The organism is Kitasatospora sp. NPDC001539 (assembly GCF_040298565.1).
GTDB lineage: Bacteria > Actinomycetota > Actinomycetes > Streptomycetales > Streptomycetaceae > Kitasatospora.
On sequence record NZ_JBEPAK010000088.1, the window covers coordinates 1 to 26,229 of the forward strand.

Consider the following 26,229-nt stretch of genomic DNA (forward strand, 5'->3'; position numbering starts at 1 on the left):
GTACTCCGGCGGCAAGCGGCTGTACGGCTTCGTGAACGGCGAGCTGCTCTGGGTCGGCGAGAAGGCCGCCCCGAACGTGCCGCTGCGCCCGTACACGCACGGGGCGCCGCTGGAAGCGGGCGGCGACCGGACGGCGGCGCCAACGGCTCGCCAGCTTGGCCTCGCGCACCAGGCGCTCGTGCTCGGCGCGGGCCTCGAGCTCGTGGGCCTGCTGCTGGATGATCTCGTACTCGATCACTTCGGTTCCCCCTGTGCGGTCACTGCGTTTCGCTGTCGGGTAAGAGCTTCCTCTCCCAGACGGGGGTGCCGCATCGGGAGCGTGCCCGATCTTCGGGGGCCCGGATGCCTTAGATCAGGCCCGGAGAAAGGTTTGAGGCCCGGCCTCACCCCTATACGGAGGTGAGACCGGGCCTTAGACCTTACTTAGAGGGCCTTAGATGCCTTAGTTCCCTTAGGAACGCAGGGCGCACGGCCTAGGCGGAGCCTCAGCCGGAGCCCCGCCGCTCCGGGCGGGCCGGGACTACTGCCCTTCCACGCCGAGCCGCTCCAGGATCAGGTCCTTCACGCGGGCGGCGTCCGCCTGCCCGCGGGTGGCCTTCATGACCGCGCCGACCAGCGCGCCCACCGCCTGGACCTTGCCGTCGCGGATCTTGGCCGCGATCGCCTCGTTCTCGGCGATGGCCTGGTCGACGGCCGCGCCGAGCGCGGAGTCGTCCGAGACCACGGCCAGCCCGCGCTTCTCCACGACCTCGTCCGGCTCGCCCTCGCCGGCCAGCACGCCCTCGATGACCTGGCGGGCCAGCTTGTCGTTCAGCTTGCCCTCGCCGACCAGCGCGGCGACCCGGGCGACCTGCGCCGGGGTGATCGGCTGCTCGGTCAGCTCGGTGCCGGTCTCGTTGGCGCGGCGGGCCAACTCGCCCATCCACCACTTGCGGGCCTGGTCGGCCGGGGCACCGGCCGCGATGGTCTCCTGGATCGGCTCCACCGCACCGGCGTTGAGCACCGCCTGCATGTCCTTGTCGGACAGGCCCCACTCGGCCTGCAGCCGGGCCCGGCGCACCCGGGGCAGCTCCGGCAGGGCGGCGCGCAGCTCCTCGACCCACTCGCGGGCGGGGGCCACCGGCACCAGGTCCGGCTCGGGGAAGTAGCGGTAGTCCTCGGCGTTGTCCTTGATCCGGCCCGAGGTGGTGGTGCCGTCGTCCTCGTGGAAGTGGCGGGTCTCCTGGACGATGCTGCCGCCGTCGGAGAGCACCGTCGCGTGCCGCCGGATCTCGTACCGGGCGGCCCGCTCGACGCTGCGCAGCGAGTTGACGTTCTTGGTCTCCGAGCGGGTGCCGAAGGTCTCGGTGCCGTTCGGGCGCAGCGACAGGTTGACGTCGCAGCGCATCTGGCCCTTGTCCATCCGGGCCTCGGAGACGCCCAGCGAGCGGATGACCTCGCGCAGCTCGGCGACGTACGCCTTGGCGACCTCGGGGGCGCGCTCACCGGCGCCGGTGATCGGCTTGGTGACGATCTCGATCAGCGGGATGCCGGCCCGGTTGTAGTCGAGCAGCGAGTGGGTGGCGCCGTGGATGCGGCCGGTCGCGCCACCGACGTGGCTGGACTTGCCGGTGTCCTCCTCCATGTGGGCGCGCTCGATCTCCACCCGGAAGGTCGAGCCGTCCTCCAGCTGCACGTCGAGGTAGCCGTTGAAGGCGATCGGCTCGTCGTACTGCGAGGTCTGGAAGTTCTTGGGCATGTCCGGGTAGAAGTAGTTCTTCCGCGCGAACCGGCACCACTCGGCGATCTCGCAGTTCAGCGCCAGGCCGATCTTGACCGCCGACTCCACGCCCACCGCGTTGACCACCGGCAGGGAGCCCGGCAGGCCCAGGCAGGTCGGGCAGGTCTGGCTGTTCGGCTCGGCGCCCAGCTCGGTCGAGCAACCGCAGAACATCTTGGTCTTGGTACCGAGCTCGACGTGGACCTCAAGGCCCATCACCGGGTCGTACGACGCGAGAGCGTCCTCGTAGGAGACCAGGTTCATGACGCTCACAGCGTCCCTTCTCAATTCTGAAGACTCGGGAGGTACGGGCCCGGCCGCCGCGTCGCGCGGGGCCGGGCCGGGGCACTCGGCTCGGCTCAGCCCAGCAGCACGTCGTCGGAGCCCAGCCGGCGCAGCTCCCGCACCAGCAGGGCGGTGCCGGTGATCAGCGCGGCGGCGCCGACCAGGGCGTTGACCAGCTTGAGGGTGTCGTTCTCCTCGCGGGCCTTCCGGGCGTCCTTGACGATGGAGACCGCGCCGAAGGCGCTCGTGCCGATGGACAGCCAGAGGCCGGGCTTGCTGTGCTTCCAGCCCTTCAGCGAAGCGGACTGGGCCTTGGCCTTCTCGATCTTGCTCACAGTGCCGGTACCTCCTCCAGCAGGGTGTGCCCCCACTTGTCGTTGAGTGCGGCCTCGACGGCGCCGCCCACGCGGTACAGGCGGTCGTCCGCCATCGCGGGTGCGATGATCTGCAGGCCGACCGGGAGATTGTCCTCCGGCGCCAGGCCGACCGGCAGCGACATGGCCGCGTTGCCCGCCAGGTTCGACGGAATCGTGCACAGGTCGGCCAGGTACATCGCCATCGGGTCGTCGGCGCGCTCGCCGATCGGGAAGGCGGTGGTCGGCGTGGTCGGCGAGACCAGCACGTCCACCCCGGCGAAGGCGGCGTCGAAGTCGCGCGAGATCAGCGTGCGGACCTTCTGGGCCGAGCCGTAGTAGGCGTCGTAGTAGCCCGAGGACAGGGCGTAGGTGCCCAGGATGATGCGGCGCTTGACCTCGTCGCCGAAGCCGGCCTCGCGGGTCAGCGCGGTGACCTCCTCGGCCGAACGGGTGCCGTCGTCGCCGACCCGCAGGCCGTAGCGCATGGCGTCGAAGCGGGCCAGGTTGGAGGAGCACTCCGACGGCGCGATCAGGTAGTACGCCGGCAGCGCCAGGGTGAAGGACGGGCAGGAGACCTCGACGACCTCGGCGCCCAGCTCGCGCAGCAGCTCCACCGACTCGTCGAAGCGCTGCATCACGCCGGCCTGGTAGCCCTCGCCGGCGAACTCCTTGACCACGCCGATCCGCATGCCGCGCACGTCGCGCAGCTTGGCGGCCTCGACGACGGCCGGGACGGGCGCGTCGATCGAGGTGGAGTCCAGCGGGTCGTGCCCGGCGATGGCCTCGTGCAGCAGGGCCGCGTCCAGCACGGTGCGGGCGCACGGGCCGCCCTGGTCCAGGCTGCTGGAGAAGGCGACCAGGCCGTAGCGGGACACCGAGCCGTAGGTGGGCTTGACGCCGACGGTGCCGGTGACGGCGCCCGGCTGGCGGATCGAGCCGCCGGTGTCGGTGCCGATCGCCAGCGGGGCCTCGAAGGCGGCCAGCGCGGCGGCCGAACCGCCGCCGGAGCCGCCGGGGATGCGGGTGAGGTCCCACGGGTTGCCGGTCGGGCCGTAGGCGGAGTTCTCGGTGGAGGAGCCCATCGCGAACTCGTCCATGTTGGTCTTGCCGAGGATGACGACGCCGGCGTCCTTGAGACGCGTGGTCAGCGTGGCGTCGTACGGCGGGATCCAGCCCTCGAGCATCTTCGACCCGCACGTGGTCGGGATGCCCTTGGTGGTGAAGACGTCCTTCAGCGCGAGCGGGACACCGGCCAGCGGGCCCAGCTCCGCGCCCTTGGCGCGCTTCTCGTCGACGGCCCGGGCGGCGTTCAGCGCGCCCTCGGTGTCGACGTGCAGGAAGGCGTTGACCTTCTTGTCGACGGCCTCGATGCGGTCCAGGTGCGCCTGGGCGACCTCGACGGCGGACACCTCGCCCCCGGCGATGGCGGCGGCGGTCTCGGCGGCGGTCCACTTGATGATCGAAGTGGGGCTCTGCTCGGTCATCTCGGTCAGTCCTCCCCGAGGATCTGCGGCACACGGAAACGCTGCTCCTCGGCGGCGGGGGCGCCCGACAGCGCCTGCTCCGGCGTGAGCGACGGCCGGACCTCGTCCGCGCGCATGACGTTGGTCAGCGGCAGCGGGTGGGAGGTCGGCGGGACGTCCTGTCCGGCGACCTCGGAAACGCGGGCGACCGCGCCGATGATCACGTCGAGCTGCTCGGCGAAGTGGTCCAGCTCTTCGGGCTTCAGCTCAAGACGCGACAGCCGGGCGAGGTGGGCGACCTCCTCGCGCGTGATGCCAGGCATGCAGCGATCCTCAGGGTGAGTTCTGGTGAGGCCCGGCGATGCCTGCGGCGGTGCCGGGCCCGGGCAGGAGCAGCCGGGTTCGGCGCTCCGTCCTCATGGTCTTTGGACCCCATCCTATGGGGCCAGGCCCGGCCACCGGCCAACGAGTGATCCCGGGCCCCGGTCACCCCGGGCACCGCGGCCTCCCGCGGGGCCGCTACTGGGGCCTGGTGCGGGCCCAGTCCGGGCCGCCGGGCGCGTTGACCTCCAGCTGCGCGGCCTGCAGCGGCTGGCTGCACGGCACGGCCCGCAGGGTCGGCGGCAGCGCGGGCGGGAGCGTCGGCGGCAGCACCGGGGGCAGCGTGGCGGGCTGGGCGGCGGGCTGGGCCAGCGGCTGGGCGACCGGCTTGATGACCGACGGGAGCTGCGGCGGGGCGCCGAGGCGCTCCACCGGCGGGGCCGAGGTGGTGCGGTGCACCCGCAGCCAGGCGGTGGCCTGCTCGGCCGGCAGCGCCGCCGACACCAGCCAGCCCTGGACGGCGTCCACGCCCATGCGGTGCAGCCGCTCCCAGGTCTCGTCGTCCTCGACGCCCTCGGCGACCACGGTCAGGCCCAGCGAGTGGGCGAGCTCCACCGAGCAGCGGACCACCGCCGCGTCGTGGTCGTCGGCGACCATCCGGGAGACGAAGGAGCGGTCGATCTTCAGCTCGCCGACCGGCAGGCTGCGCAGCCGCACCAGCGAGGAGTGGCCGGTGCCGAAGTCGTCCAGGGACATGCCGACGCCGTAGCCGCGCAGCTCGGCCAGGGTGTCGGCGGCGCGCCGGGAGTCGTCGAGCAGCAGCCGCTCGGTGATCTCCAGCTGGAGCGCGTGGGCCGGCACCTGGTGGCGGACGAGGTGCCCGGCGACGCGCTGGGCGAAGCCGGGGTTGAGCACGTCGCGCGGCGAGACGTTGACCGCGACCTGCACCTGCAGCCCCTGGTCGCGCCAGTAGGCGAGCTGGCCGACGGCGGCCTCCAGCACGTAGTCGGTGAGCCGGGGCATCAGGCCGCTGGACTCGGCGAGCCCGACGAACTCGTCCGGTGAGACCCTCCCCTGCCCGGGGCGCTCCCAGCGCAGCAGCGCCTCCAGGCCGACCACCCGGCCGTCGAAGGCCACCTTCGGCTGGTAGTGCAGCTGCACCTCGCCGGTCTCCAGGGCCCGGCGCAGGTCCCCGAGCAGGCCGATCCGGTACGGGGTGTCGGCGTCCTGGGTCTCGTCGTACTGGGCGACGCCGCTGCACTCCCGCTGGGCGTGGCCCATCGCCACGTCGGCGCGGCGCAGCAGCGACTCGGCGTCCTGGGCGTCCTGGGGGTAGACGCAGACGCCGGCGCTCGCCTCCAGCACGAGCAGCAGGCCGTCCAGGCGGATCGGCGCGGCGAGTTCGGCGATCAGCGCCTTGGCGACGCGCTCCAGGCTGTCCGGGCAGTTGATGCCGGGCAGCAGGACGGCGAACTCGTCGCCGCCCATCCGGGCCACCAGCGGGCGGCCGCGCCGGTAGTGCCGGGGCAGGCCGACGAAGACGTCGTCGATGGACTCCCGGGTGGCGCCGGCGGTGCCGCCGGAGCGCAGCGCGCGGTGGAGCCGGCGGGCGATGTGAACCAGCAGCCGGTCGCCGGCCGTATGTCCCAGTGTGTCGTTGAGCGACCGGAACCGATCGAGATCGAGCAGGATGAGACCGACGCTGTAGCCGTCCTCCCGTTCGACGATCGCCTCCTGCGCGGCCAGCAGCAGGGCCTGACGGTTGGGCAGGTCCGTCAGGGGGTCCGTCAGCTGGTCGCGGGCGCGGTCCCGGGCGATCCGCCAGGCGGCCACCAGCACCGCCAGCGGCACCGCGAACAGCGGCAGCAGCTCGGGTTCGTACCGGTAGACCAGGACGGCCAGCGGGATGAGCGGCGCCGCACCGGCCAGCAGCACGCCGAGCAGCAGGACCGCACCCGCCACCCCCTGCGGCGGGCGTGTGGGCGCGCCACCGGTCGTACGATCCATAAGCCCTGTCCTCCGTCGGGCCCGCCCCGTCAGGCCGCCTTACGGTGAGGCACCGTGCCGGTACCGACAGCTGTCGGGCATGGAGCGACCCCGAGGAGCCCCGGCTCAGCCGGTGCCCCCACCCCTGCTGACACTCTGTTGCGCTCCAGGGTATGCCGGGGTCCACCCGGTGGGCAGACTTTCGGACAACCGGAAACGCGTTACCGCTCCCGGGAGCCGCACAGTGACACAATGCCCGCTTTCACTGAACGGCACCCGATGACGCAGCATCAGGACGATAACAACACGGTCCGGGACACCGGTTGCTCGGGGCGGCCCCGCATCAGCCCTCGGCGGGCGCCTCCTGGGGCTCGGCGGCCTGCTCGGGCTCCGGAAGACCCAGGTGGGCCCGGGCGGCCGACGGTCCGTCGGAGAGCAGCACGGCGAAGCCGGCGTCGTCCAGGATCGGCAGCCCCAGCTGAACGGCCTTGTCGTACTTGGACCCAGGGTTGTCACCGGCGACCACGAAGTCGGTCTTCTTCGAAACCGAACCGGTCACCTTCGCTCCGCGCGAGGTCAGCGCCTCCTTGGCGCCGTCCCGGGTGTGCCCGGCCAGCGTGCCGGTCACCACGACGGTGAGGCCCTCCAGCGGGCGCTCCGCCCCCTCCTCGTCCGCGAACTCCTCGGTGAAGCGGACACCGGCGGCCCGCCACTTCTCCAGGATCTCCCGGTGCCAGTCGACCTGGTACCACTCCGCGATCGAGCGGGCGATGGTCGGGCCGACGCCCTCGGCGGCGGCCAGCTCCTCCTCGGTGGCCGAGAAGATCCGGTCCAGGTCGCGGAACTCCCGGGCCAGCACCTGGGCGGCCACCGGGCCGACGTGCCGGATGGACAGCCCGTTGAGGTAGCGCCACAGCGGGCGCTCCTTGGCGTTGGCGAGGTTCTCCAGCAGGACTCCGGTGTTCTTCTTCGCCGCCCCCGTGGTGGTGGCGAAGAAGAACACCTCCTTCTCCTCGCCGGTGACGTCGTCCAGCTTGGGCATGCCGGTCTTCTGGTCGCGCACCAGCACCTTGATCGGCAGCAGCTGCTCCTCCGTCAGCCCGAAGATGTCGCCCTCGTTGCGCACCGGCGGCTCCACCGGCGGCAGCGGCTGGGTCAGCGCGGTGGCCGCGACGTACCCGAGGCCCTCGATGTCCAGGCAGGACCGGCCGCCGAGGAAGGCGATCCGCTCCCGGATCTGGGCCGGGCAGTGCTGTGCGTTCGGGCAGCGCAGGTCGATGTCCCCCTCGGCCATCGGGCGCAGCTCGCTGCCGCACTCCGGGCAGTGCGAGGGCATCACGAAGGCCTGCTCGCTGCCGTCCCGCAGGTCCTCCACCGGGCCGAGGATCTCCGGGATCACGTCGCCGGCCTTGCGCAGCACCACGGTGTCGCCGAGCAGCACCCCCTTGGCCTTGACGACCTCCTGGTTGTGCAGCGTCGCGTACTGCACCATCGAGCCGGCCACCTTCACCGGCTCGGCCAGCACCGCGTACGGCGTGGCCCGGCCGGTGCGGCCGATGCCGACCTTGATCTCGGCCAGCTTGCCGGTGACCTCCTCCGGCGGGTACTTCCAGGCGATCGCCCAGCGCGGCGACTTGGAGGTGGTGCCCAGCCGGCCCTGCAGGGCGATCTCGTCCACCTTGACCACGACGCCGTCGATCTCGTGCTCGACGGAGTGCCGCTGCTCGCCGAAGTGCTTGATGAAGGCCCGCACCTCGTCGAGCGTCCCGACCACCTTGTTGTGCCGGGCCGTCGGCAGGCCCCAGTCGTGCAGCAGCCGGTACGCGTGCGACTGGCAGTCGATGTCGAAGCCCACCCGGGCCCCGATGCCGTGCACCACCATGTGCAGCGGACGGGAGGCGGTGACGTGCGGGTCCTTCTGGCGCAGCGAACCGGCGGCGGCGTTGCGCGGGTTCATGAACAGCCGGATCATCGCCCGGGGCCGCTTGCCCTCCGCGGCCCGCTGCTCGTTCTCCTGGCGGCGGCGCTCGTTCTCCGCCACGAACGAGGCGTTGAGCGCTTCGAAGGCCTCCGTCGGGAAGTAGACCTCGCCGCGGATCTCGACCAGCTCGGGGATGTTGTCGCCCTTGAGCCGGTGCGGGATCTCCTTGATGGTGCGGATGTTGGCGGTGATGTCCTCGCCGACCCGGCCGTCGCCGCGCGTCGCCGCCTGGACCAACTGGCCGTTCTCGTAGGTGAGGTTGACGGCCAGGCCGTCCACCTTGAGCTCGCACAGGTAGTGGTAGTCGATGCCGTGCAGCTCGGTGGCGACCCGCTCGGCCCAGGCGGCGAGTTCGTCGTCGTCCATCGCGTTGTCGAGGCTGAGCAGCCGCTCCCGGTGCTCCACCTCGGCGAACAGCCCGGTGGCGGCGCCGCCGACCTTCTGGCTGGGCGAGTCGGGGGTGACCAGGGCCGGGTGCTCGGCCTCGAGCGCCTCCAGCTCGCGCATCAGGGCGTCGAACTCCGCGTCGCTGATGACCGGCGCGTCCTGCTCGTAGTACCGGGCCCGGTGGTCGGTGATCTCCTGCGCCAGCTCGGCGTGCCGCCTGCGCACCTCCGCCGGGACGTCCTCCCAGCCCTCGACAGCCGTCACCGCAAGCCCTCCTACGCTCTCATTCCGGGTCGTCCACCAGGCTCCGTGCCGCCTTCGCCGCCAGCGACAGCGCCTTGCGCGCGTACGCCGGGGAGGCCCCGGCGAGCCCGCAGGTCGGCGTCACCAGCACGCGGCGGCCCAGCAGCTCCGGGGCGAACCCGAGCCTGCGCCACAAGATCCTGACACCCTGGACACTACCGGCCGGGTCCGACACCTCCTGGTCGGTGGCGGGGACGACACCGGCGAGGATCACCGTGCCGCCCTCGACCGCCTCGCCGAGGTCGTCGTCCTGGCGCTCGGTGAGCAGCGAGAGGTCCAGCGAGATGCCGGCGGCTCCGGCCCGGCGCAGCAGCGGGACGGGCACGTCCGGGGCGCAGCTGTGCACCACCACGGGCGCGTCCAGGCCGCGGATCAGCTCCCGCAGCACCTCCTCGGCGACCTGCCGGTCCACGGCGCGCAGCCGCTGGAAGCCGCTCGCGGTCCGCACCCGGCCCGCGAGGACGGCGGGCAGCGAGGGCTCGTCCAGCTGCAGGACGACCTCCGCGCCGGGGACGCGTTTGCGGACCTCGGCCATGTGGCGGCGCAGGCCCTCGGTGAGCGAGTCGGCGATGTCCCGGCAGGCGCCGTGGTCGGAGAGCGCCTTCTCCCCGTGCTTGAGCTCGACGGCCGCCGCCAGCGTCCACGGCCCGACGGCCTGCACCTTGAGCGCGCCCCGGTAGCCCTGGGTGAACTCCTCCAGGGCGTCCAGGTCCTCGCCGAGCCAGGAGCGGGCGCGCCGGGTGTCCCGGCCGGGGCGGTCGGTGAACCGCCAGCCGGACGGCTCGGTCTGGGCGAACAGCTCGACCAGCAGCCCGGCGCTGCGGCCGATCATGTCGGCGCCGGGGCCGCGCGCGGGGAGTTCGGGCAGGAACGGCAGCAGCTCCAGCGCCCCGGTGGAGGTCCTGGCGGCCTCCCGGGCGTCGGTGCCGGGCAGCGAGCCGACGCCGGTGGCGGCGCCGCGCAGGTCGGGGAAGGGGTGTCCGGTACTCACCCGTCCGAGCCTAGTGCGCGGCGCGCGCCGGTCGGTCAGTGCCCGGGGCGGACGGTGAGGTCGGTGATCTCGGCGTCCCGGGAGGCGTCCAGGGCGGCGAGGACCGCCCTGGCGACGGACTCCGGCTCGATCCACCGGGCGGCGTCGTACTCCCTGCCCTCCTGCTGGTGCACCTTGACCTGCATCGCGGTGGCGGTGCGGCCCGGGTACACCGAGGTGACCCGCACGCCGTTCGCGTGCTCCTCCTGGCGCAGCGCGTCGGCCAGCGCCTTGAGGCCGTGCTTGCTGGCCGCGTACGCCGACCACTCGGCGTGGGCGGTGAGGCCGGCGCCGGAGTTCACGAAGACGACGTGCCCCTTGGCGAGCCTGAGCGAGGGCAGCAGCAGCCGGGTCAGTTCGGCGGGCGCGGTCAGGTTGACGGCGAGCGTCTCCTGCCACGCCTTGACCGAGAGGTCGCCGACCGTGCCCAGCTCGACGACGCCCGCGACGTGCAGCAGCGAGTCCAGCCGGACGGGCGGTTGCTGGTGCCCGAGGGCCCAGGAGAGCCTGCCGGGGTCGCCGAGGTCGCCGACCAGGGTGCGGGCACCGGGGAACCGCTCCCGCAGCTCCGCGGCGCGGCGGGCGTCGCGGGCCAGCAGCCAGAGCTCGTCCCCGCGTTCGGCGAGCAGCCCGGCCAGGACGGCGCCGATGCCCGAGCCGGCGCCGGTGATCAGATGTGCAGCCATGGCCCCGATCCTCTCAGGCCTTGAGCTGCTCGAACACCTCGGCGGGCGTGTCGGCGAAGGTGACCAGCTCGGTGAGCGGCCGCGGCAGGAACCCCTCGGCGTCCATCCGCTCCAGCTGGGTCCGCAGGCCCGTGTAGAAGCCCTCGGTGTCGAGGACGACCACCGGCTTCTCGAACATCCCGTGCTTCTTGAGCTCCAGCACCTCGGTGACCTCGTCCAGGGTGCCGAGGCCGCCCACCAGCACGACGATCGCGTCCGCGCGGGCGGCCAGCTCGGCCTTCCGCTCGGCCAGGTCGAGGGCCATGAAGAGCTCGTCGGCGCCGACGTAGCCCTTGTGCTTCAGCATCTCGACCATGATGCCGACCAGCTTGCCGCCCGCCGCCCTCACCTCGTCGGCGAGCAGGCCCATCAGCCCGGCGTTCGAGCCGCCCCAGACCAGGGTGTGGCCGCCCTCGCCCAGCAGCCGGGCGAACTCGGCGGCCGGGGCGGAGTAGCGGTCGTCGAGCGAGTACGCGGAACAGAAGACGCAGATGTTCATAATGCCGACCGGTCTATCACGTCCGCCCGCCGCCGCTCGCCGGTGCCACCCCCTGAGGTGCTCGGCGTGCGACCTCTCGAGATATCCGACCTGATCACCGCCGTGGACCCGGCCGACGGCCGCCGGCTCCCGTCGTCCGCCCACCGTCAGTCCGGGTACGGCACCAGCTTCGACAGGTCCAGGCCGAAGCCGAAGGGCGCCGGGATGGTGATCGTGTCACCGAACTTCCGGTCGCTGCGGGTGTGGTACCGGTCCCGGTCCGGCTCGGAGAAGAGCGCCACCGTCTGCTGACGCGGATCCACGATGAGGTACAGCGGGATCCGCATCACGGCGTAGTCGCGCAGCTTGTCCATCCAGTCGTTGCCCGGATTGGACGGCGAGACGATCTCCACGGCGATCAGGGCTTCCTCGGCGGGGGCCTTGTTGCCGGGCTGGGAGAGGGCCTCCAGCGGGAGGTACGTCAGATCCGGCTCGCGCCCCTTGGTGACGTCCGGGCTGACGATCTCGCTCCGCTCGCTGGGAAGGTAGCCGTCCGGAGCGTGCTGCTCGAACTGCCGGCGCACCTGGGCCACGTTGAGCTGGTGGATGTTGGACGGCGACGCCTGCATGATCAGCGTGTCTCCGGACCACTCGATCCGGACTCCGTCCGGGGCGATCCGCTCCAGCTCCTCGATGAAGTCGCGGTGCTGCTCGTAGAAGGTCATGCGTCCCTCCGGATGGCGTCCAGGGCTGTCGTCGGCCGTGGGGCGGGGTCGACCCCGCACGGTTCCACCACTATGACCGACCTCACCCGAGCCCCCGGCCGCGTCGCCCCGGCGGAGCGCAGGCAGCCGCCTACGCCGTGACGGCCGGGCGCTCCGTCGTGGCGATCGTGGCGGAGCCGACGACCCGGGTGCCGTCGTAGAGCACCACCGCCTGGCCGGGAGCGATGCCCCGGACCGGGGTGTCCAGCCGGACCCGCAGTTCGCCGTCCACGACCGACGCGAAGACGGGCACCTCCTCGCCGTGGGCGCGCAGCTGGGCGGTGTAGCGGCCCTCGGCGAGGGGCTCGGTGCCGCACCAGCGGGGGCGGATGGCGGTGAGCGCGGTGACGTCGAGGCCCTCGACGGGGCCGACCGTCACGGTGTTGTTCACCGGGGAGATGTCGAGCACGTAGCGCGGCTTGCCGTCGGCCGCCGGGCGGCCGATCCGCAGGCCCTTGCGCTGGCCGATGGTGAAGCCGTACGCGCCGTCGTGCTCGCCGAGCTTGGTGCCGTCCACGTCGAGGATGTCGCCGGTCGCGGTGCCGAGGTGCTTCGCGAGGAAGCCCTGGGTGTCGCCGTCGGCGATGAAGCAGATGTCGTGGCTGTCCGGCTTCTTGGCGACGGCGAGGCCCCGGCGCTCGGCCTCCGCGCGGATCTCCTCCTTGGTGGTGTCACCGAGCGGGAAGAGCGAGTGGGCCAGCTGGTCGGCGTCGAGCACGCCGAGGACGTACGACTGGTCCTTGGCGGCGTCCACGGCCCGGTGCAGCTCCCGCTCCCCGGACGGCAGGTCGACGATCCGGGCGTAGTGGCCGGTGCAGACGGCGTCGAAGCCGAGGGCGACCGCCTTGTCGAGCAGCGCGGCGAACTTGATCTTCTCGTTGCAGCGCAGGCACGGGTTGGGCGTGCGCCCGGCCGCGTACTCGGCGACGAAGTCGTCGATCACGTCCTCGCGGAACCGCTCGGCGAGGTCCCAGACGTAGAAGGGGATGCCGATCACGTCGGCGGCGCGCCAGGCGTCCCGGGAGTCCTCGATGGTGCAGCAGCCGCGCGCGCCGGTGCGGAAGGACTGGGGGTTCGCGGACAGCGCCAGGTGGACGCCGGTCACCTCGTGGCCCGCTTCCACGGCGCGGGCGGCGGCGACGGCGGAGTCGACTCCGCCGGACATCGCCGCGAGCACGCGCAGGCGGCCGGTGGAGGGAGTGGTCGGGGCACCCGGGAAGTCAGTCATGGTGACTACAAGCGTACGGGGCCGCCGGACATGCCCTCCCGCCGGACGGACTCCACCGCCGCACCCCGCCGCTACCGCCGTACGGTCGCCAGCCCCGCGTTGCGGGCCCGCTGCACCGCCGGCCCGATCGCCGCCGCCAGCGCCGCGACGTCCTCCCGCACCGAGGTGTGCCCGAGCGAGAACCGCAGCGAGGCGCGGGCCAGCAGCGGGTCCACGCCCATCGCGAGCAGCACGTGGCTGGGCTGGGGCACGCCGGCCGAGCAGGCCGAGCCGGTGGAGCACTCGATGCCCTGGGCGTCCAGCAGCATCAGCAGGGCGTCGCCCTCGCAGCCGGGGAAGGAGAAGTGGGCGTTGGCGGGCAGCCTGCCCGCCGGCGACGGGTCGCCGTTGAGCACCGCGTCCGGGACGGCCGCCAGGACGGAGGCCACCAGCTCGTCGCGCAGCCCGCCGAGCACCGCCGCGTGCTCCTCCCGCCGGTCCACGGCGAGCGCCGCGGCGGCCGCGAAGCCGGCGGCGGCGGGGGCGTCCAGGGTGCCGGAGCGCACGTCGCGCTCCTGGCCGCCGCCGTGCAGCAGCGGGACGGGCGCGGCGCCGCGGGAGAGCAGCAGCGCGCCGATGCCGAACGGTCCGCCGATCTTGTGCCCGGTGACGGTGAGCGCGGTGAGCCCCGACTCCGCGAAGGAGACCGGGACCTGACCGAGCGCCTGCACCGCGTCGGCGTGCATCGGGATGCCGTACTCGGCGGCCACGGCGGCGAGTTCGGGCACCGGCTGGACGGTGCCGACCTCGTTGTTGGCCCACATCACGGTGACCAGGGCCACGGACGCCGGATCGCGCTCGATCGCCGCGCGGAGCTCCGCGGGGTGCACCCGGCCGTGCCCGTCCACCGGGAGGTACTCGACCGACGCGCCCTCGTGCTCGGAGAGCCAGTGCACCGCGTCCAGCACCGCGTGGTGCTCGACCGGGCTGCAGAGCACCCGGGTGCGGGCCGGGTCGGCGTCCCGGCGGGCCCAGTACAGGCCCTTGACCGCCAGGTTGTCGGACTCGGTGCCACCGCCGGTGAGCACGATCTCGCTCGGACGGGCGCCCAGCGACTCGGCCAGCGACTCGCGGGCCTCCTCGACCACCCGGCGGGCCCGGCGGCCGGCCGCGTGCAGGGACGAGGCGTTGCCGACCACCCCCAGGTGCGCCGTCATCGCGGCGATCGCCTCGGGCAGCATCGGCGTGGTCGCCGCATGGTCCAGGTATGGCATAACCATCCGATTGTAGAGGGCGACCCGGTCGGGGCCCCGGCTCGGTGCACCGATCCGGCCACCGGGCGCGCCCCGGCCGGACGGCGGAGTCCGGTACTGGTTTGTACCACCGCGCCACCCAGCGGTTAGCCTGACGGCCACTTCTCGAGCGAGTTTCCAGGGGGCGTCATGTCGCAGTCGGTCGACCGCGCGCTGACCCTGCTCGGCTCTCTCGGCGAGGGACCGCTCTCGCTGGAGCAGGCCGCGGGCAGCCTCGGAGTGCACAAGTCCACCGCGCTGCGGCTGCTGCGCACGCTGGAGGAGCACGGCTTCGTCCGGCGCCAGCCGGACCTGCGCTACCGGCTCGGCGGCCGGGTGCTCTCACTGGCCGACCGGGCACTGGAGGACTTCGACGTCCGGCAGGTGGCCGCGCCCTACCTGGCCGCGCTCAACGCGCGCTGCGGCTACACCGTCCAACTGGCCGTGCTGCACGACGGCGAGGTGCTCTACCTGGACGAGGTGGCCGGGCCGAGGGCGGCCCGGCCCTCCCGGATCGGGCGCCGGGCGCCGGTGACCGGGACGGCGGTCGGCCGGGTGCTGCTCGCCGGGCTGCCCGAGGACGGCGCCCGCGAGGAGGAACTGCCGCCCGAGCTCGCGGCGGTGCGCCTGCGCGGCTGGGCGGCGGAGTCCGCCGAGCACCGGGAGCCGGTGACCTGCGTGGCCGCGCCGGTCGCGGGCACCGGCGGGCGGACGGTCGCGGCCTGCGCGCTGAGCGCCCCGGCCAGTCAGGTGCGGCCGGCCGAGCTGGCCCGGATGGTGCCGGAGCTGCTCTGCACGGCCGAGGCGATCTCGCTCGCGTGCGGCGGCTCGCCTACTCCTCGCTGGTGCGAGAACCGTTGCGGTGCCAAGCCCGCGGGGCGCGCCAGCCGTACTTCAGCGCGAGCATCCGCAGCCCGAAGGCGGTGAGCGCGGCGGCGGTGCCGGTGGCCCCGGTGAGCCGGTCGGCGCCGATCAGCACGGCCACCAGGGCGGCGCCGACCAGGGCCGGGACGGCGTAGATCTCCCGGTCCCAGCGCAGCAGGGAGGGGATCTCCCCGGCCAGCACGTCGCGGATCACCCCGCCGCCGGCCGCGGTCACCATGCCGAGTGCGACGGCCGCGGCCGCGCCCAGCCCGTAGTCGTGCGCCTTGGCGGTGCCGGTGACGCAGAACAGGCCGAGGCCGAGGGCGTCCAGGGTCTGCACCGCACGGTTGATCCGCTCGACCTGGGGGTGCAGGAAGAACACCACCAGGCCGGCCGCGAGCGGCGTCACGAAGTAGCCGAAGTTGCTGAACGCGGCCACCGGGGTCGCCCCGATCACCAGGTCGCGGATCACCCCGCCGCCGAGCGCCGTGGCCTCCGCCAGTACGCAGATCCCGAAGATGTCCATGTTCTTGCGGACGGCGAGCAGGCCGCCGGAGAGGGCGAAGACGAAGATGCCGGCGAGGTCGAGGGACTGCTGCACGTCGGAGGGGAAGATCTGCGAGGTCACCACACAACTATGACCTGTGCGGAACCCTCCCCTCCGCCTGCGTCGGGCGGAGCCGGTCGTTCCCCTCGCTCCGCCCGGGGCTGCGATGGTCGTCGCTCCGGGCTGTGCTGGTCGTTCCCCTCGCCCGGCCCGGGGCTGCGATGGTCGTTCCCCTCGCTCCGCCCGGGGCTGTGCTGGTCGTTCCCCACGCTCCGCCCGGGGCTGCGATGGTCGTTCCCCTCGCTTCGCCCGGGGCTGTGCTAGTCGTTCCCCTCGCTTCGCTCGGGGAAGTGACACGCCACCTGGTGCCCCGTCTTCAGCGCCGCCAGCGGCGGCTCCTGGGCGGCGCACACGTCCTGGGCCTTCCAGCAGCGCGTCCGGAAGCGGCAGCCGCTGGGCGGGTTGATCGGCGAGGGCACGTCGCCCTTGAGCAGGATCCGCTCGCGGCCGGCCCGCTGGCGCCGGCGCGGGTCCGGTACCGGGACGGCCGACATCAGGGCGTTGGTGTACGGGTGCATCGGGCTGCGGTAGAGCGAGTCCCGGTCGGCGATCTCCACGATCTTGCCGAGGTACATCACCGCCACCCGGTCGGAGACGTGCCGGACCACCGAGAGGTCGTGCGCGATGATCAGGTAGGTCAGGCCCAGCTCCTGCTGGAGGTCGTCCAGCAGGTTGACCACCTGGGCCTGGATCGACACGTCCAGCGCGGAGACCGGCTCGTCCGCGACGATCATCTTGGGCCTCAGGGCGAGGGCCCGGGCGATGCCGATGCGCTGGCGCTGGCCGCCGGAGAACTCGTGCGGGTAGCGGTTGTAGTGCTCGGGGCTGAGCCCGCACAGCTCCAGCAGGTCCTGGACGGCCTTCTTGACCCCGCCCTCGGGCTCCACGCCCTGGAGCCGGAAGGGCGTGCTGACGATGGTGCCGACGGTGTGCCTGGGGTTCAGCGAGGAGTACGGGTCCTGGAAGATCATCTGGATGTCGCGGCGCAGCGGCCGCATCGCGCCGACGCCCAGGTGGGTGATGTCGGTGCCCTCGAACTCGATCTTCCCGCCGGTGGGCTCGTCGAGCCGGGTGACCAGCCGGCCCATGGTCGACTTTCCGCAGCCGGACTCGCCGACGACGCCCAGCGTCTCGCCGGCGTTGACCGTGAAGTCGATGCCGTCGACGGCCCGCACCGCGCCGGTCTGGCGCCGCAGCAGTCCACCGCGGATCGGGAAGTGCCGGGTCAGGCCGGTCACCTTCAGCAGCGGCTCGCGCTCGGGGGCAGGCGCAGGCGCGGGGATCGCGGCCGCCTGAGTGTCCGTCATCGGTTCTCTCCAGAAAGGTGGTACGAGGCCGGGCTCACAGCCGGGGCGCGATCTCTTCGGCGAAGATGCGGTGCCGCTCGTCGGCCGGCAGGTGGCAGGCCGCGAAGTGGCCGGGCGCGGCCTCGGCCAGCACCGGGACCTCGTCGGTGGAGCGTCCGCCGGTCAGCTGGGCGTACGGGCAGCGCGGGTGGAAGGCGCAGCCGGACGGCACGTTGATCAGGCTCGGCGGGGTGCCCCGGACCGGGACGAGCCGCTCCTGCAGCTCCCGGTCCAGGCGCGGCATCGATCCCAGCAGGCCCCAGGTGTAGGGGTGTTCGGGCGCGTCGAAGAGGGTCTCGGCCGGGCCGCGCTCGACGCACTTGCCGCCGTACATCACCAGGATGTCGTCGGCCAGCTCGGCGACCACTCCGAGGTCGTGGGTGATGATGATGACGGCGGACCCGAACTCGTCCTGGAGGTCGCGGATGAGGTCCAGGATCTGCGCCTGGACGGTGACGTCCAGGGCGGTGGTGGGCTCGTCGGCGATCAGCAGCGAGGGGTCGTTGACCAGGGCCATGGCGATCATCGCGCGCTGGCGCATGCCGCCGGAGAACTGGTGCGGGTAGTCGTCCACCCGGCGGTCGGGCTGCGGGATGCCGACCCGGTCGAGCATCTCGATCGCGCGGGTCCGGGCCTGCTTCTTGGAGGCCTGGGGGTGGTGCACCCGGTACGCCTCGACGATCTGCTGCCCCACCGTGTAGTAGGGGTGCATCGCGGTCAGCGGGTCCTGGAAGATCATCGCCATCTCGCGGCCGCGCAGTTGGCGCACCCGGTCCGGTCCGGCGGCGATCAGCTCCTCGCCGCCCAGCCGGATCTCGCCGGTGATCCGGGCCCGCTTGGAGCGGTGCAGGCCCATGATGCCCAGCGAGGTGACGGACTTGCCGGAGCCGGACTCGCCGACGATGCCCAGGGTGCGCCCCTTGTGCACGTCGAAGCTGACGCCGTCCACCGAGCGGACCAGGCCGTCGTCGGTGTCGAAGTGGATCCTCAGGTCGCGGACGGAGAGGAACGGCTCGCCCGACGGGGGCGACGCGGCGTCCGCCGGGGTCTTCTGGAGCTCGGTCACGAGAGCCTCACGCGGGGGTCGACGAGGGCGTACAGGAGGTCGACCACGAGGTTGCAGACGACGATGAAGAAGGCGGCCAGCAGGGTGACGCCGAGGACCTTGGGCAGGTCGTTGTCGGAGATCGCCTGGACGGCGAACTGGCCGACGCCCTTGAGCGAGAAGACCTGCTCGGTGATCAGCGCACCGCCGAGCAGCAGCCCGAGGTCCATGCCGAAGATGGTGACGATGGGGGTGAGCGCGGAGCGCAGCCCGTGCTTGACGACCACCTTCCGCTCGACCAGGCCCTTGGCCCGGGCGGTGCGGATGTAGTCCTCGCTCATCGTCTCCAGCATCCCGGCGCGGGTGAGCCGGGCGTAGAGCGCGGAGTAGAGGAAGGCCAGCGAGATCCACGGCAGGATCAGGTTGCGGGCCCACATCAGCGGGTCGGAGGTGAAGTCGACGTACTCGAGGTTGTCCAGGATCGGCCACTCGTAGCTGAAGACCGTCAGCAGCAGGGCGCCGGTGAAGAAGACCGGCAGCGAGACGCCGGCCAGCGCGACGCCCATGGAGAGCCGGTCGAAGATCGAGCGCGGCTTGAGCGCGGAGATCACGCCGGTGGTGACGCCGGAGACCAGCCAGAGCACCGCCGCGCCGATGGCGAGCGAGATGGTGACCGGGATCCGGCTGGTCATCTCCGGCCAGACCTCCAGGTGGTTCTTGAAGGAGTAGCCGAAGCAGGGCACGTGGCAGGTGGCCGGTTCCGGCCCGAACTTGTACTCGGCGCCGCTGACCAGGCCCTTGAGGAAGTTCCAGTACTGGGTGTACAGCGGCTGGTCGAAGCCGAGGTTCTGTTTGACCGCCGCGATCGCCTCGGGCGACGGGTTCTTCCCGATGTACTGCGCGGCCAGCTGGTCGGTGGTCTCGCCGGCGAAGCGCGGGAGCAGGAAGAAGATCGCGAAGGTGACCGCGCTGACGACCAGCAGCAGCACCGCGGCCGCGAGGATCCTGCGGATGATGTAGGCAAACACAGTTGGGCGGCTCCGGCGGCCGCCGCCGTCCGGGGTCTGCCGGACGGCGGCGGCCGCCGCTGCCTTCACCTGCCTTCAGGGATGCGGAGCCAGGCTCTTACTTGGTGGTGCCGATGTTCAGGTAGTCGTACTCCCCCGACCAGGCCGGGTTGGACCCGAGGTTGGTGGCGCTGTCCGGGCGGTACAGGAAGACCTTGAAGTCGGTGAGCGGGACGTAGACCGCGGACTCCATGACCTTCTTGTCGATGTCGCCGTAGATCTTCTCGCGGGCGGCCCGGTCCGGGTTGACCGCGGCGTCGTCGAGCAGCTTGTTGACGGCCGGGTCGTTCAGCTGGGCCAGGTTGCTGTTGCCGGACGCCTTGATCGCCCGGCCGTCGACGATCTGCTGCAGGAAGCCGTAGCCGGTCGGCCAGTCGGCGCCCCACTGCATCATCATCAGACCGATGTTGTGGTCCTGGGTGAACTGCGGCGCACCGGCCGAGTCCGTCAGGTACTTGCCCTGCGGGTACTGCTGGATCTCGACGTTGATGCCGATGTTCTTCAGCTGGGCCTGGATCTGGGTGGCCGCGGCGACCTCGGTGGCGCGCTCGGTGCGGGCGGACAGGACGGTGGTGAAGCCGCCGTCCTTGCCGCAGGCCTTCAGCGCGTCCTTGGCCTTGGCCTGGTCGCCCTTGTTGTCCTTGGTCTCGTACAGGTTGAAGTCCTGGTGGCCCGGGATGTCCGGCGGGAGGACGGTGTTGGCCACCTGGCCGCGGATCGGGCCGCCGAGCGCGGTCTGCACGGCGACCTTGTCGATCGCGTACTGGACGGCCTTGCGGCAGTCGACGTTGTCGAACGGCGCGACCTTGGTGTTGATCGCCATGTAGACCAGGCGGCCGCCGTAGGCGTTGTCGGTCTTGGCCTTGAGCTTCGGGTCGCGCAGGATCTGCGCCTGGGTCTGCGGGTCGACGCCGCCGCCGACCAGGTCGACCTGGGCGTTGCCGGCCAGCAGGTCCTTGTCGATGGTGGCCTGGTCGATGTTCATCTTGAGCACGATCTTGTCCGCGAGCTGCTTGCGGATCGGGTCGGTGCTCTTGTCCCAGTTGGTGTTCGGCACCAGGACGGCCTGCTTGCCGTCCTCGTAGGACTCGAACTTGTAGGCGCCCGAGGCCACGACGTGCTTCACGTAGTCGGCACCGGTGTCCTTGGCCTGCGGGACCGGCACCGTCTGCGGGGCGCTGACCAGGTAGTCGAAGTCGGCGAAGGGGTGCTGGAGGTGGAAGACGATCGTGGTGTCGTCCGGCGTCTCGATCGACTTCAGGTCGCCGGTCTTGTCCTTGTACGGGCCCTGGTACGGCGTCGGGTTGTCGACCAGCAGGTCGTGGAAGTAGGTCGGGCCGTTCGAGTTCACCTCGGGCGCGAAGTTCGAGCGCTCCACGGCGTACTTGACGTCCTTGGAGGTGATCGGGGTGCCGTCGTCGTACTTCAGGCCCGCGCGCAGCTTGTAGGTCCAGGTCAGGCCGTCCGCGCTGGGCTGGCCCAGCGACTCGGCGAGGTCCGGGACGAGCTTGTTGCCGTCCGCGCCGGCCGCCGGGTTGAAGGTGGTCAGCGGACGCCCGTACAGGCGCGAGAAGTTGTAGATGTACGCGTAGTAGGTGTTGCCCGGGTCGAGGGAGTCCGGGGTGCCCTTCATCTCGTAGGTGACCGTCCCGCCCTTCTTGTCCGAGGCGTTGACGATCTGCTTGGTGGCCGCGTCGGCGCCGCCGCTCGAGTCGTTGGAGCTTGCCGAGGAGGACTTGGCGTCGCCGCTCTTGGAGCTGGACGAGCAGCCGGTGACGACCAGGACCACGGCGGCGGCCGCGGCGGTCAGCGCGACGGTACGGGACCTACGCATGGGTGAGATCAACCCCTTGAGGATGTGGAGGAGGAAAGGCGCCCTGACGCTGGGTCAGTTGCTCTTGGGATCGAGGGCGTCACGCAGCCCGTCGCCGAGCAGGTTGAACGCGAGCACGGTGATGAAGATCGCCAGGCCGGGGACCACCATGTACTGGGGGTCCACCTGGTAGTAGTTCTTCGCGTCGGCGAGCATGCCGCCCCAGGAGGACTGCGGGGGCTGGATGCCGACGCCGAGGAAGCTCAGGCCGGCCTCGAAGAGGATGTTGGTCGGGATCAGCAGGGTCGAGTAGACCAGGATCGGGCCGACCAGGTTCGGCAGCAGCTCCTTGAACAGGATGAACGGGCCGCGGGCGCCGAGGCTGCGGGCGGCGTGGACGAACTCCCGCTCGCGCAGCGAAAGGGTCTGTCCGCGCACGATCCGGCCCATGTAGGGCCAGTTGAAGAAGCCGATCACGAAGATCAGCACCATGATGTGCAGCGGGAGGCCGTGCAGGCCGAACGCGCCGCCCTGGAGCGAGGCGGAGATCGCGATGGCGAAGAGCAGCAGCGGGAACGCCAGGAAGACGTCCATCAACCGGCTGATCAGGGTGTCCACCCAGCCGCCGTAGTAACCGGCCATCACGCCGAGCACGGTGCCGAGGGTGTTGGACAGCACGGTCGCGCCGAAGGCGACCAGCAGGGAGACCCACGAGCCGTCGACCACGCGGGCGAGCAGGTCGCGGCCCTGCAGGGGGTCGATGCCGAGCAGGTGGTCCCCGCTCATCCCGCCCCAGTCCCCGAGCGGCAGGCCGCCGAGGTCGGCGTCCAGCAGGTCCGTGTTCGGCTGGTCGGGGTCGAGCCCGAACAGGGCCTCGATCGGCCCGGACAGCACGGCGAGCAGGATCAGCAGGATCACCACGATGCCGCCGGCGACGGCGGCCTTGTCCCGCTTGAAGCGGGTCCAGGCGATCCGACCGAGGGAACGGCCCTCGATCGTCTTGGCCGGGCTCGCGGTGGCTGGCGCCTCCGGTTCGTTCCCGGCGGTGGTCACGGATGCGGTCATGGTCAGTTGGTCCCCTCGCCGACGGTGGCCGGCCCACGGGTGCCGGGCGCCGGCTTCGGCGGTGCGGCTGCGGACGTGCGGAGGTGCTTAGGAGGAGCGGTGCGCGCGGCAGTGCGTCGTGCACAGGCACTGCCACCACGCGGGATGGGCGTCGCGTGGTCGAGCTGTCGGCGTGCGCGCTCACCTTTGTGGGGTTTCCAGTACGCGCGATGCGTTGCGCAGAACTCTCTGTCATGCGAACTGGCTTGCGCCAGCCCTGACAAGCGACAGATGCCCAACTGTGATCTGCGCGCATGCACCTCCCCGGTCTTCGGCATATCCCTCTTCACACGGCTGTAACAGCCATGTCAAGATGGGCGGACTTCGGGAACGGGAAATTCGTCCGGAAAGCACCGAAGCCGACCTGATGGCGAATCAGGTCGGCTTGGTGAATATGCGTTTGGCCCCGGGTTTGTCAGCGGCCCGGGTATCCGGGCCACGACCGCGGCCCCTGCGGCTGCCCCCAGCCCGGCGCGTTCGGCTGCGGGCCGTAGGACCACCCCGGCGCCGGCTGCCCCGGCAGCGACTGCGCCGGGTACGGCACCGGCGGGTACGGGCCGGTCAGCGGGCGCCCCGCCTCCCGGTCGAAGAACGGCCGGGCGTTGGCGCGCATCCACAGCGCCACCGGGTCGTACTCGTCGGCCATCGCCACGGTGGACACCGCGAGCCCCTCGGGCGCCACCGCGATCGCCCGCTGCATCAGCGCCCGCACCGCCTCCACGGCCGGCGGCGAACTCTCGTAGAGGTCCAGGCCGATCGCCAGGTACGGCTCCCCCACCGCGGGCTGCACCCAGGCCCGGCGCAGCGCCCGCACCGCGCGCACCTCGCCGGCCTGCCGCTCCAGCAGCGCGAAGAACTGCTGGGCGTTCACCTGCGGCTCGCTCAGCTTCAGGGGGCCGGCCGGCAGCCGGTCCAGACCCGCGGCGATCCGCCGCAGGTCCGCCCACGGCACGCCGACCCCGCCGCCGGGGGCGTGCGGGTTGAGCCACAGGCCCCAGCGGGTGCGGTACAGCGAGGCGGCGATCTCCCGCCCGGAGATGACCTCGTGGGCCCGGGCCCAGCCGGAGGCCGTCAGCTGCTCGAGCGAGGTCACGGCCGGGGCGTAGCCGTGGCCGCTGATCTCCATGTTCCCGTACTGCGCGTCCGGGCTGCCCGGCGTGCCGTGCCAGAGCAGCATCCAGACCTGGCCGTCGGCGAGCGCGTGCAGCAGCCGCTCGTACGCGTCGTAACGCTCCGGCGCGACGTCGCGCAGGGCGCGCTCCAACGCGCCCGGATCCGCCGGGCGCCCGGCCGGCGCCTGGCCCCAGGGGCCCGGCCCACCGCCCGTTCCCGCTCCCGCACTCATGCGCCCACCTCGCCGCGCCTCTTTCCTCAACCCAGCCGGCCCGTCAGCCGCCTGCACGCACCCTATGGCGCGGCACCGGCCACCGCCACGGCGACGTGCTCACGAACGATCCCCGCTCACATCCGCGTATGGAAAGGCAGTACCCGGGTGAGCAGCCACTCGACCACCGGGTCGTCGGCGAGGTCGAGCAGCACGAGGTGGACGCCGCCCGGCAGCGGCGCGGTTCCCAGCGCCCGGCCGAGCGCCTCGTTCACCGCGCCCGGGTCGGCCGGGGCGGCCGGATCCAACTGGACGCCCACGAACATCACGGTCGGCTCGCCCTCGATGCTGGCCAGCGCCCGGCGCGCGGTCAGCACCCCCGGCAGCGCCGACAGTTCGGCCCGGCAGGCGGCCAGGAAGTGCTCCGGGTCCTCGCCCGGCACCGGCTCGCGCAGCGCCACCCGGCCGCCGGTCGGCGCCTCCGGCTGGTCCCAGCGGTCCTCCCGCGGCCCGCGGCGCAGCTCCGCCACGCCCTGCGGCGGCACCGGGATGCCCACCGCGGCCTCGGGATTGACCGCGATGCCCACGCCCAGCGGCAGTCCGCGGGCGAACTCCCAGGCCGGCGCGATCGCGAAGGCCATCCCCGGCGCCTGCTGCAGGAACACCTCCTGCGAGGAGAACACCGGCACGTACGGGTCCCCGGCCAGTTCGACGGTCGGCAGGTCCAGCGACTGCCCGGCCGGATCGCCGCCGGCCGGCAGCGGGATCCACACCTGGCTGCGGGCCAGTACCTCGATCACCCGCGGCGTCGCGCCGGGGTCGCCCAGCGCGGCCGTCAGCACCTGCTCCAGCTCGTTGGCCGGCCAGGCGCCGCCCGGCGGCGCCGCCTCCGGGCCGCCCCACCCCTGCTGCTGCTCCACCGGGTACTCCATGCGCCGCCGATCCGCCCTCGTGCCGGTCGGCCGCCCACTGCTGCGCCGACGCGCAGAAGTCTAGGGGCCCGGTGGGACGCCGGTCGGGCGCCGGTCGGGCACGGGTTCGACTTCGGGCGGTGTGACCGGGCCCCCCTCCCCCCGCGCCCGTGGACGTGCCATGATGTGCGCGTCCGACGGCATGCGCCGCGGGCCCCCACAACTCCACACCGGCCGCTCGAACCCGCGCGGGAGAGTCCGGAGTGCCGCCCAGGCGGTACGGCCGGCGCCGAAGGAGCAAGTCCTCCCCGGAATCTCTCAGGCCCCCTTACCGCACGGGTTAGGCACATCTGGAAAGCGGCGCCCGGCCCTGTCGCGCGCCCACCCACGGTGCAAGCCGCCATGCTGTCCTGGATGCTGGAAACAGCTGCGGGCAGGTGGGCGGTGAAGCTCTCAGGTTCGACGACAGATGGGGAGACCCACGCCGCCGCATGCCCGCGCGCAGGGTCGGTCCCCGAGCGGGTCCCGTCCCGGCGCGTGCACCCCTGAGTGCCCCGACCGAGGAGTTCCTGGCCATGTCGTCCCTCCGCCTGACCGCGCTCGACGCGCTGCACCGCGCCCTCGGCGCGACCATGACCGACTTCGCCGGCTGGGACATGCCGCTGCGCTACGGCAGCGAGCGCGAGGAGCACCTCGCCGTCCGCACCAAGGCCGGTCTGTTCGACCTCTCGCACATGGGCGAGATCACCGTCACCGGCCCGCAGGCCGGCGAGATGCTGGACCACGCGCTGGTCGGCTTCGTCTCCGCGCTGGGCGTGCTGCGCGCCCGCTACACGATGATCTGCGCCGAGGACGGCGGCATCCTGGACGACCTGATCGTCTACCGGCTGCGCGAGGACGCCTTCCTGGTCGTCGCCAACGCCTCCAACGCCCAGCTGGTCCTGGACGAGCTGATCGCCCGCGCCAAGGGCTTCGACGCCGTCGTCACCGACGACCGCGACACCTACGCCCTGATCGCCGTCCAGGGCCCGGAGTCCACCGCGATCCTGGCCGGAACCACGGACGCCGACCTGCCCGGCCTGAAGTACTACGCGATCCTCCCGGCCCGGGTCGCCGACCGCGACGTGCTGCTGGCCCGCACCGGCTACACCGGCGAGGACGGCTTCGAGATCTTCTGCCACCCGGGCGACGCCGAGGACGTCTGGCAGGCGCTGACCGCCGCCGGCGAGGGCCGCGGCCTGGTGCCGTGCGGGCTGTCCTGCCGCGACACCCTGCGCCTGGAGGCGGGCATGCCGCTGTACGGGCACGAGCTGTCCACCGACCTCACCCCCTTCGACGCGGGCCTGGGCCGGGTCGTCCGCTTCGACAAGACGACCAACGACGGCGCCTTCGTCGGCCGCAAGGCGCTGGAGCAGGCGGCCGCCGCGGCCGAGGCCAACCCGCCGAAGGTGCTGGTCGGCCTGGTCTCCGAGGGCAAGCGGGTGCCCCGCGCCGAGTACACCGTGGTCTCCACCGAGGGCGATCCGATCGGCCGGATCACCTCGGGCGCGCCGTCCCCGACCCTGGGCAAGCCGATCGCGATGGCCTACGTCGACGCCGCCCACGCCGCCCCCGGCACCACCGTCGCGGTGGACGTGCGCGGCAAGCACGAGCCGGTCCAGGTCGTGGCGCTGCCGTTCTACAAGCGCGCCCGCTGAGCCCGCCCCGGCCGGGCCCGCGGGCCCGGCCGGCCCCGTCCTTCCCCCATACCCGCACGTCGGAGCCGTCCGCCTGGCGGCCCGCTTCGTCGTACCCGCTTCCCAACCTGGAGA

21 protein-coding genes, 2 pseudogenes and 1 riboswitch are annotated in these 26,229 nt (G+C 72.4%); of the genes and pseudogenes, 3 read left to right on the plus strand and 20 right to left on the minus strand.

Annotated features, from left to right (window positions below; translation table 11 throughout):
* Positions 1-94, plus strand: a pseudogene (locus ABT247_RS16080) (FABP family protein); the annotation flags it as partial.
* A 426-nt stretch (positions 95-520) separates the two neighbouring features.
* Here the strand turns inward: ABT247_RS16080 and gatB are convergent.
* The 12 genes and pseudogenes from gatB to ABT247_RS16140 form a co-directional block, all read right to left on the minus strand.
* Positions 521-2,032 carry an Asp-tRNA(Asn)/Glu-tRNA(Gln) amidotransferase subunit GatB gene (gene gatB, locus ABT247_RS16085; RefSeq protein ID WP_350743200.1) on the minus strand — a complete coding sequence of 504 codons (1,512 nt, stop codon included), beginning with the start codon at positions 2,030-2,032 and terminating at the stop codon, positions 521-523.
* Between the two features lie 86 nt (positions 2,033-2,118).
* Complete coding sequence (locus ABT247_RS16090; protein ID WP_350743202.1) at positions 2,119-2,379, minus strand: hypothetical protein; 261 nt, start codon at positions 2,377-2,379, stop codon at positions 2,119-2,121.
* The gene (gatA, locus tag ABT247_RS16095; RefSeq protein ID WP_350743204.1) at positions 2,376-3,884 is read right to left on the minus strand and encodes an Asp-tRNA(Asn)/Glu-tRNA(Gln) amidotransferase subunit GatA; all 1,509 of its coding nucleotides are present in this window, start codon (positions 3,882-3,884) and stop codon (positions 2,376-2,378) included. The genes ABT247_RS16090 and gatA overlap by 4 nt, the downstream gene beginning before the upstream one ends.
* 5 nt (positions 3,885-3,889) lie before the next feature.
* On the minus strand, positions 3,890-4,186 hold the full coding sequence (gene gatC, locus ABT247_RS16100) for an Asp-tRNA(Asn)/Glu-tRNA(Gln) amidotransferase subunit GatC (protein ID WP_030057414.1): 297 nt from the start codon (positions 4,184-4,186) through the stop codon (positions 3,890-3,892).
* A 457-nt stretch (positions 4,187-4,643) separates the two neighbouring features.
* Positions 4,644-6,128 (minus strand): annotated as a pseudogene (locus ABT247_RS16105) (putative bifunctional diguanylate cyclase/phosphodiesterase); the annotation flags it as partial.
* Positions 6,129-6,513: 385 nt separating this feature from the next.
* Positions 6,514-8,802 carry an NAD-dependent DNA ligase LigA gene (gene ligA / locus ABT247_RS16110; protein ID WP_350743209.1) on the minus strand — a complete coding sequence of 763 codons (2,289 nt, stop codon included), beginning with the start codon at positions 8,800-8,802 and terminating at the stop codon, positions 6,514-6,516.
* 19 nt (positions 8,803-8,821) lie between these two features.
* On the minus strand, positions 8,822-9,832 hold the full coding sequence (locus tag ABT247_RS16115; protein ID WP_350743211.1) for a methionine synthase: 1,011 nt from the start codon (positions 9,830-9,832) through the stop codon (positions 8,822-8,824).
* 35 nt (positions 9,833-9,867) lie between these two features.
* The gene (locus tag ABT247_RS16120; RefSeq protein ID WP_350743213.1) at positions 9,868-10,557 is read right to left on the minus strand and encodes an SDR family oxidoreductase; all 690 of its coding nucleotides are present in this window, start codon (positions 10,555-10,557) and stop codon (positions 9,868-9,870) included.
* A 13-nt stretch (positions 10,558-10,570) separates the two neighbouring features.
* Positions 10,571-11,095, minus strand: coding sequence for an LOG family protein (locus tag ABT247_RS16125; RefSeq protein WP_350743215.1), 525 nt, complete (start codon positions 11,093-11,095; stop codon positions 10,571-10,573).
* A 146-nt stretch (positions 11,096-11,241) separates the two neighbouring features.
* The gene (locus ABT247_RS16130; RefSeq protein WP_350743217.1) at positions 11,242-11,799 is read right to left on the minus strand and encodes a Uma2 family endonuclease; all 558 of its coding nucleotides are present in this window, start codon (positions 11,797-11,799) and stop codon (positions 11,242-11,244) included.
* 130 nt (positions 11,800-11,929) lie between these two features.
* Positions 11,930-13,066 (minus strand): tRNA 2-thiouridine(34) synthase MnmA, encoded by a 1,137-nt coding sequence (gene mnmA, locus ABT247_RS16135; RefSeq protein WP_350743219.1) that lies wholly within the window; start codon positions 13,064-13,066, stop codon positions 11,930-11,932.
* A gap of 71 nt (positions 13,067-13,137) precedes the next feature.
* Entirely contained in the window at positions 13,138-14,319 is a 1,182-nt protein-coding gene (locus ABT247_RS16140; RefSeq protein ID WP_350743221.1) for a cysteine desulfurase family protein, read from the minus strand.
* Between the two features lie 168 nt (positions 14,320-14,487).
* Here ABT247_RS16140 and ABT247_RS16145 point away from each other — a divergent pair, with 168 nt between their 5' ends.
* A complete protein-coding gene (locus ABT247_RS16145; RefSeq protein WP_350743223.1) occupies positions 14,488-15,264 on the plus strand; it encodes an IclR family transcriptional regulator in 777 nt (258 codons plus the stop codon).
* Here the strand turns inward: ABT247_RS16145 and ABT247_RS16150 are convergent.
* The 8 genes from ABT247_RS16150 to ABT247_RS16185 form a co-directional block, all read right to left on the minus strand.
* Positions 15,170-15,829, minus strand: coding sequence for a trimeric intracellular cation channel family protein (locus ABT247_RS16150; protein ID WP_350743225.1), 660 nt, complete (start codon positions 15,827-15,829; stop codon positions 15,170-15,172). The two genes, ABT247_RS16145 and ABT247_RS16150, sit on opposite strands and share 95 nt — an antisense overlap.
* A gap of 239 nt (positions 15,830-16,068) precedes the next feature.
* Positions 16,069-17,115 (minus strand): ABC transporter ATP-binding protein, encoded by a 1,047-nt coding sequence (locus ABT247_RS16155; protein WP_350743227.1) that lies wholly within the window; start codon positions 17,113-17,115, stop codon positions 16,069-16,071.
* Between the two features lie 34 nt (positions 17,116-17,149).
* Positions 17,150-18,220 (minus strand): ABC transporter ATP-binding protein, encoded by a 1,071-nt coding sequence (locus tag ABT247_RS16160; RefSeq protein ID WP_350743229.1) that lies wholly within the window; start codon positions 18,218-18,220, stop codon positions 17,150-17,152.
* A complete protein-coding gene (locus ABT247_RS16165; RefSeq protein ID WP_350743231.1) occupies positions 18,217-19,227 on the minus strand; it encodes an ABC transporter permease in 1,011 nt (336 codons plus the stop codon). The genes ABT247_RS16160 and ABT247_RS16165 overlap by 4 nt, the downstream gene beginning before the upstream one ends.
* Before the next feature lie 97 nt (positions 19,228-19,324).
* Complete coding sequence (locus tag ABT247_RS16170) at positions 19,325-21,100, minus strand: ABC transporter substrate-binding protein (RefSeq protein ID WP_350743233.1); 1,776 nt, start codon at positions 21,098-21,100, stop codon at positions 19,325-19,327.
* A 54-nt stretch (positions 21,101-21,154) separates the two neighbouring features.
* The gene (locus tag ABT247_RS16175) at positions 21,155-22,144 is read right to left on the minus strand and encodes an ABC transporter permease (protein WP_350743235.1); all 990 of its coding nucleotides are present in this window, start codon (positions 22,142-22,144) and stop codon (positions 21,155-21,157) included.
* A 454-nt stretch (positions 22,145-22,598) separates the two neighbouring features.
* Positions 22,599-23,528, minus strand: a complete 930-nt coding sequence (locus ABT247_RS16180) for an enhanced serine sensitivity protein SseB C-terminal domain-containing protein (RefSeq protein ID WP_350743237.1) — start codon at positions 23,526-23,528, stop codon at positions 22,599-22,601.
* 116 nt (positions 23,529-23,644) lie between these two features.
* On the minus strand, positions 23,645-24,439 hold the full coding sequence (locus tag ABT247_RS16185; RefSeq protein ID WP_350743239.1) for an enhanced serine sensitivity protein SseB C-terminal domain-containing protein: 795 nt from the start codon (positions 24,437-24,439) through the stop codon (positions 23,645-23,647).
* Between the two features lie 218 nt (positions 24,440-24,657).
* A riboswitch (glycine riboswitch) is annotated at positions 24,658-24,762 on the plus strand.
* A gap of 231 nt (positions 24,763-24,993) precedes the next feature.
* Between ABT247_RS16185 and gcvT the strand changes: the two genes are divergently transcribed.
* Positions 24,994-26,115, plus strand: a complete 1,122-nt coding sequence (gcvT, locus tag ABT247_RS16190) for a glycine cleavage system aminomethyltransferase GcvT (RefSeq protein ID WP_350743241.1) — start codon at positions 24,994-24,996, stop codon at positions 26,113-26,115.
* Positions 26,116-26,229 lie beyond the last annotated feature (114 nt).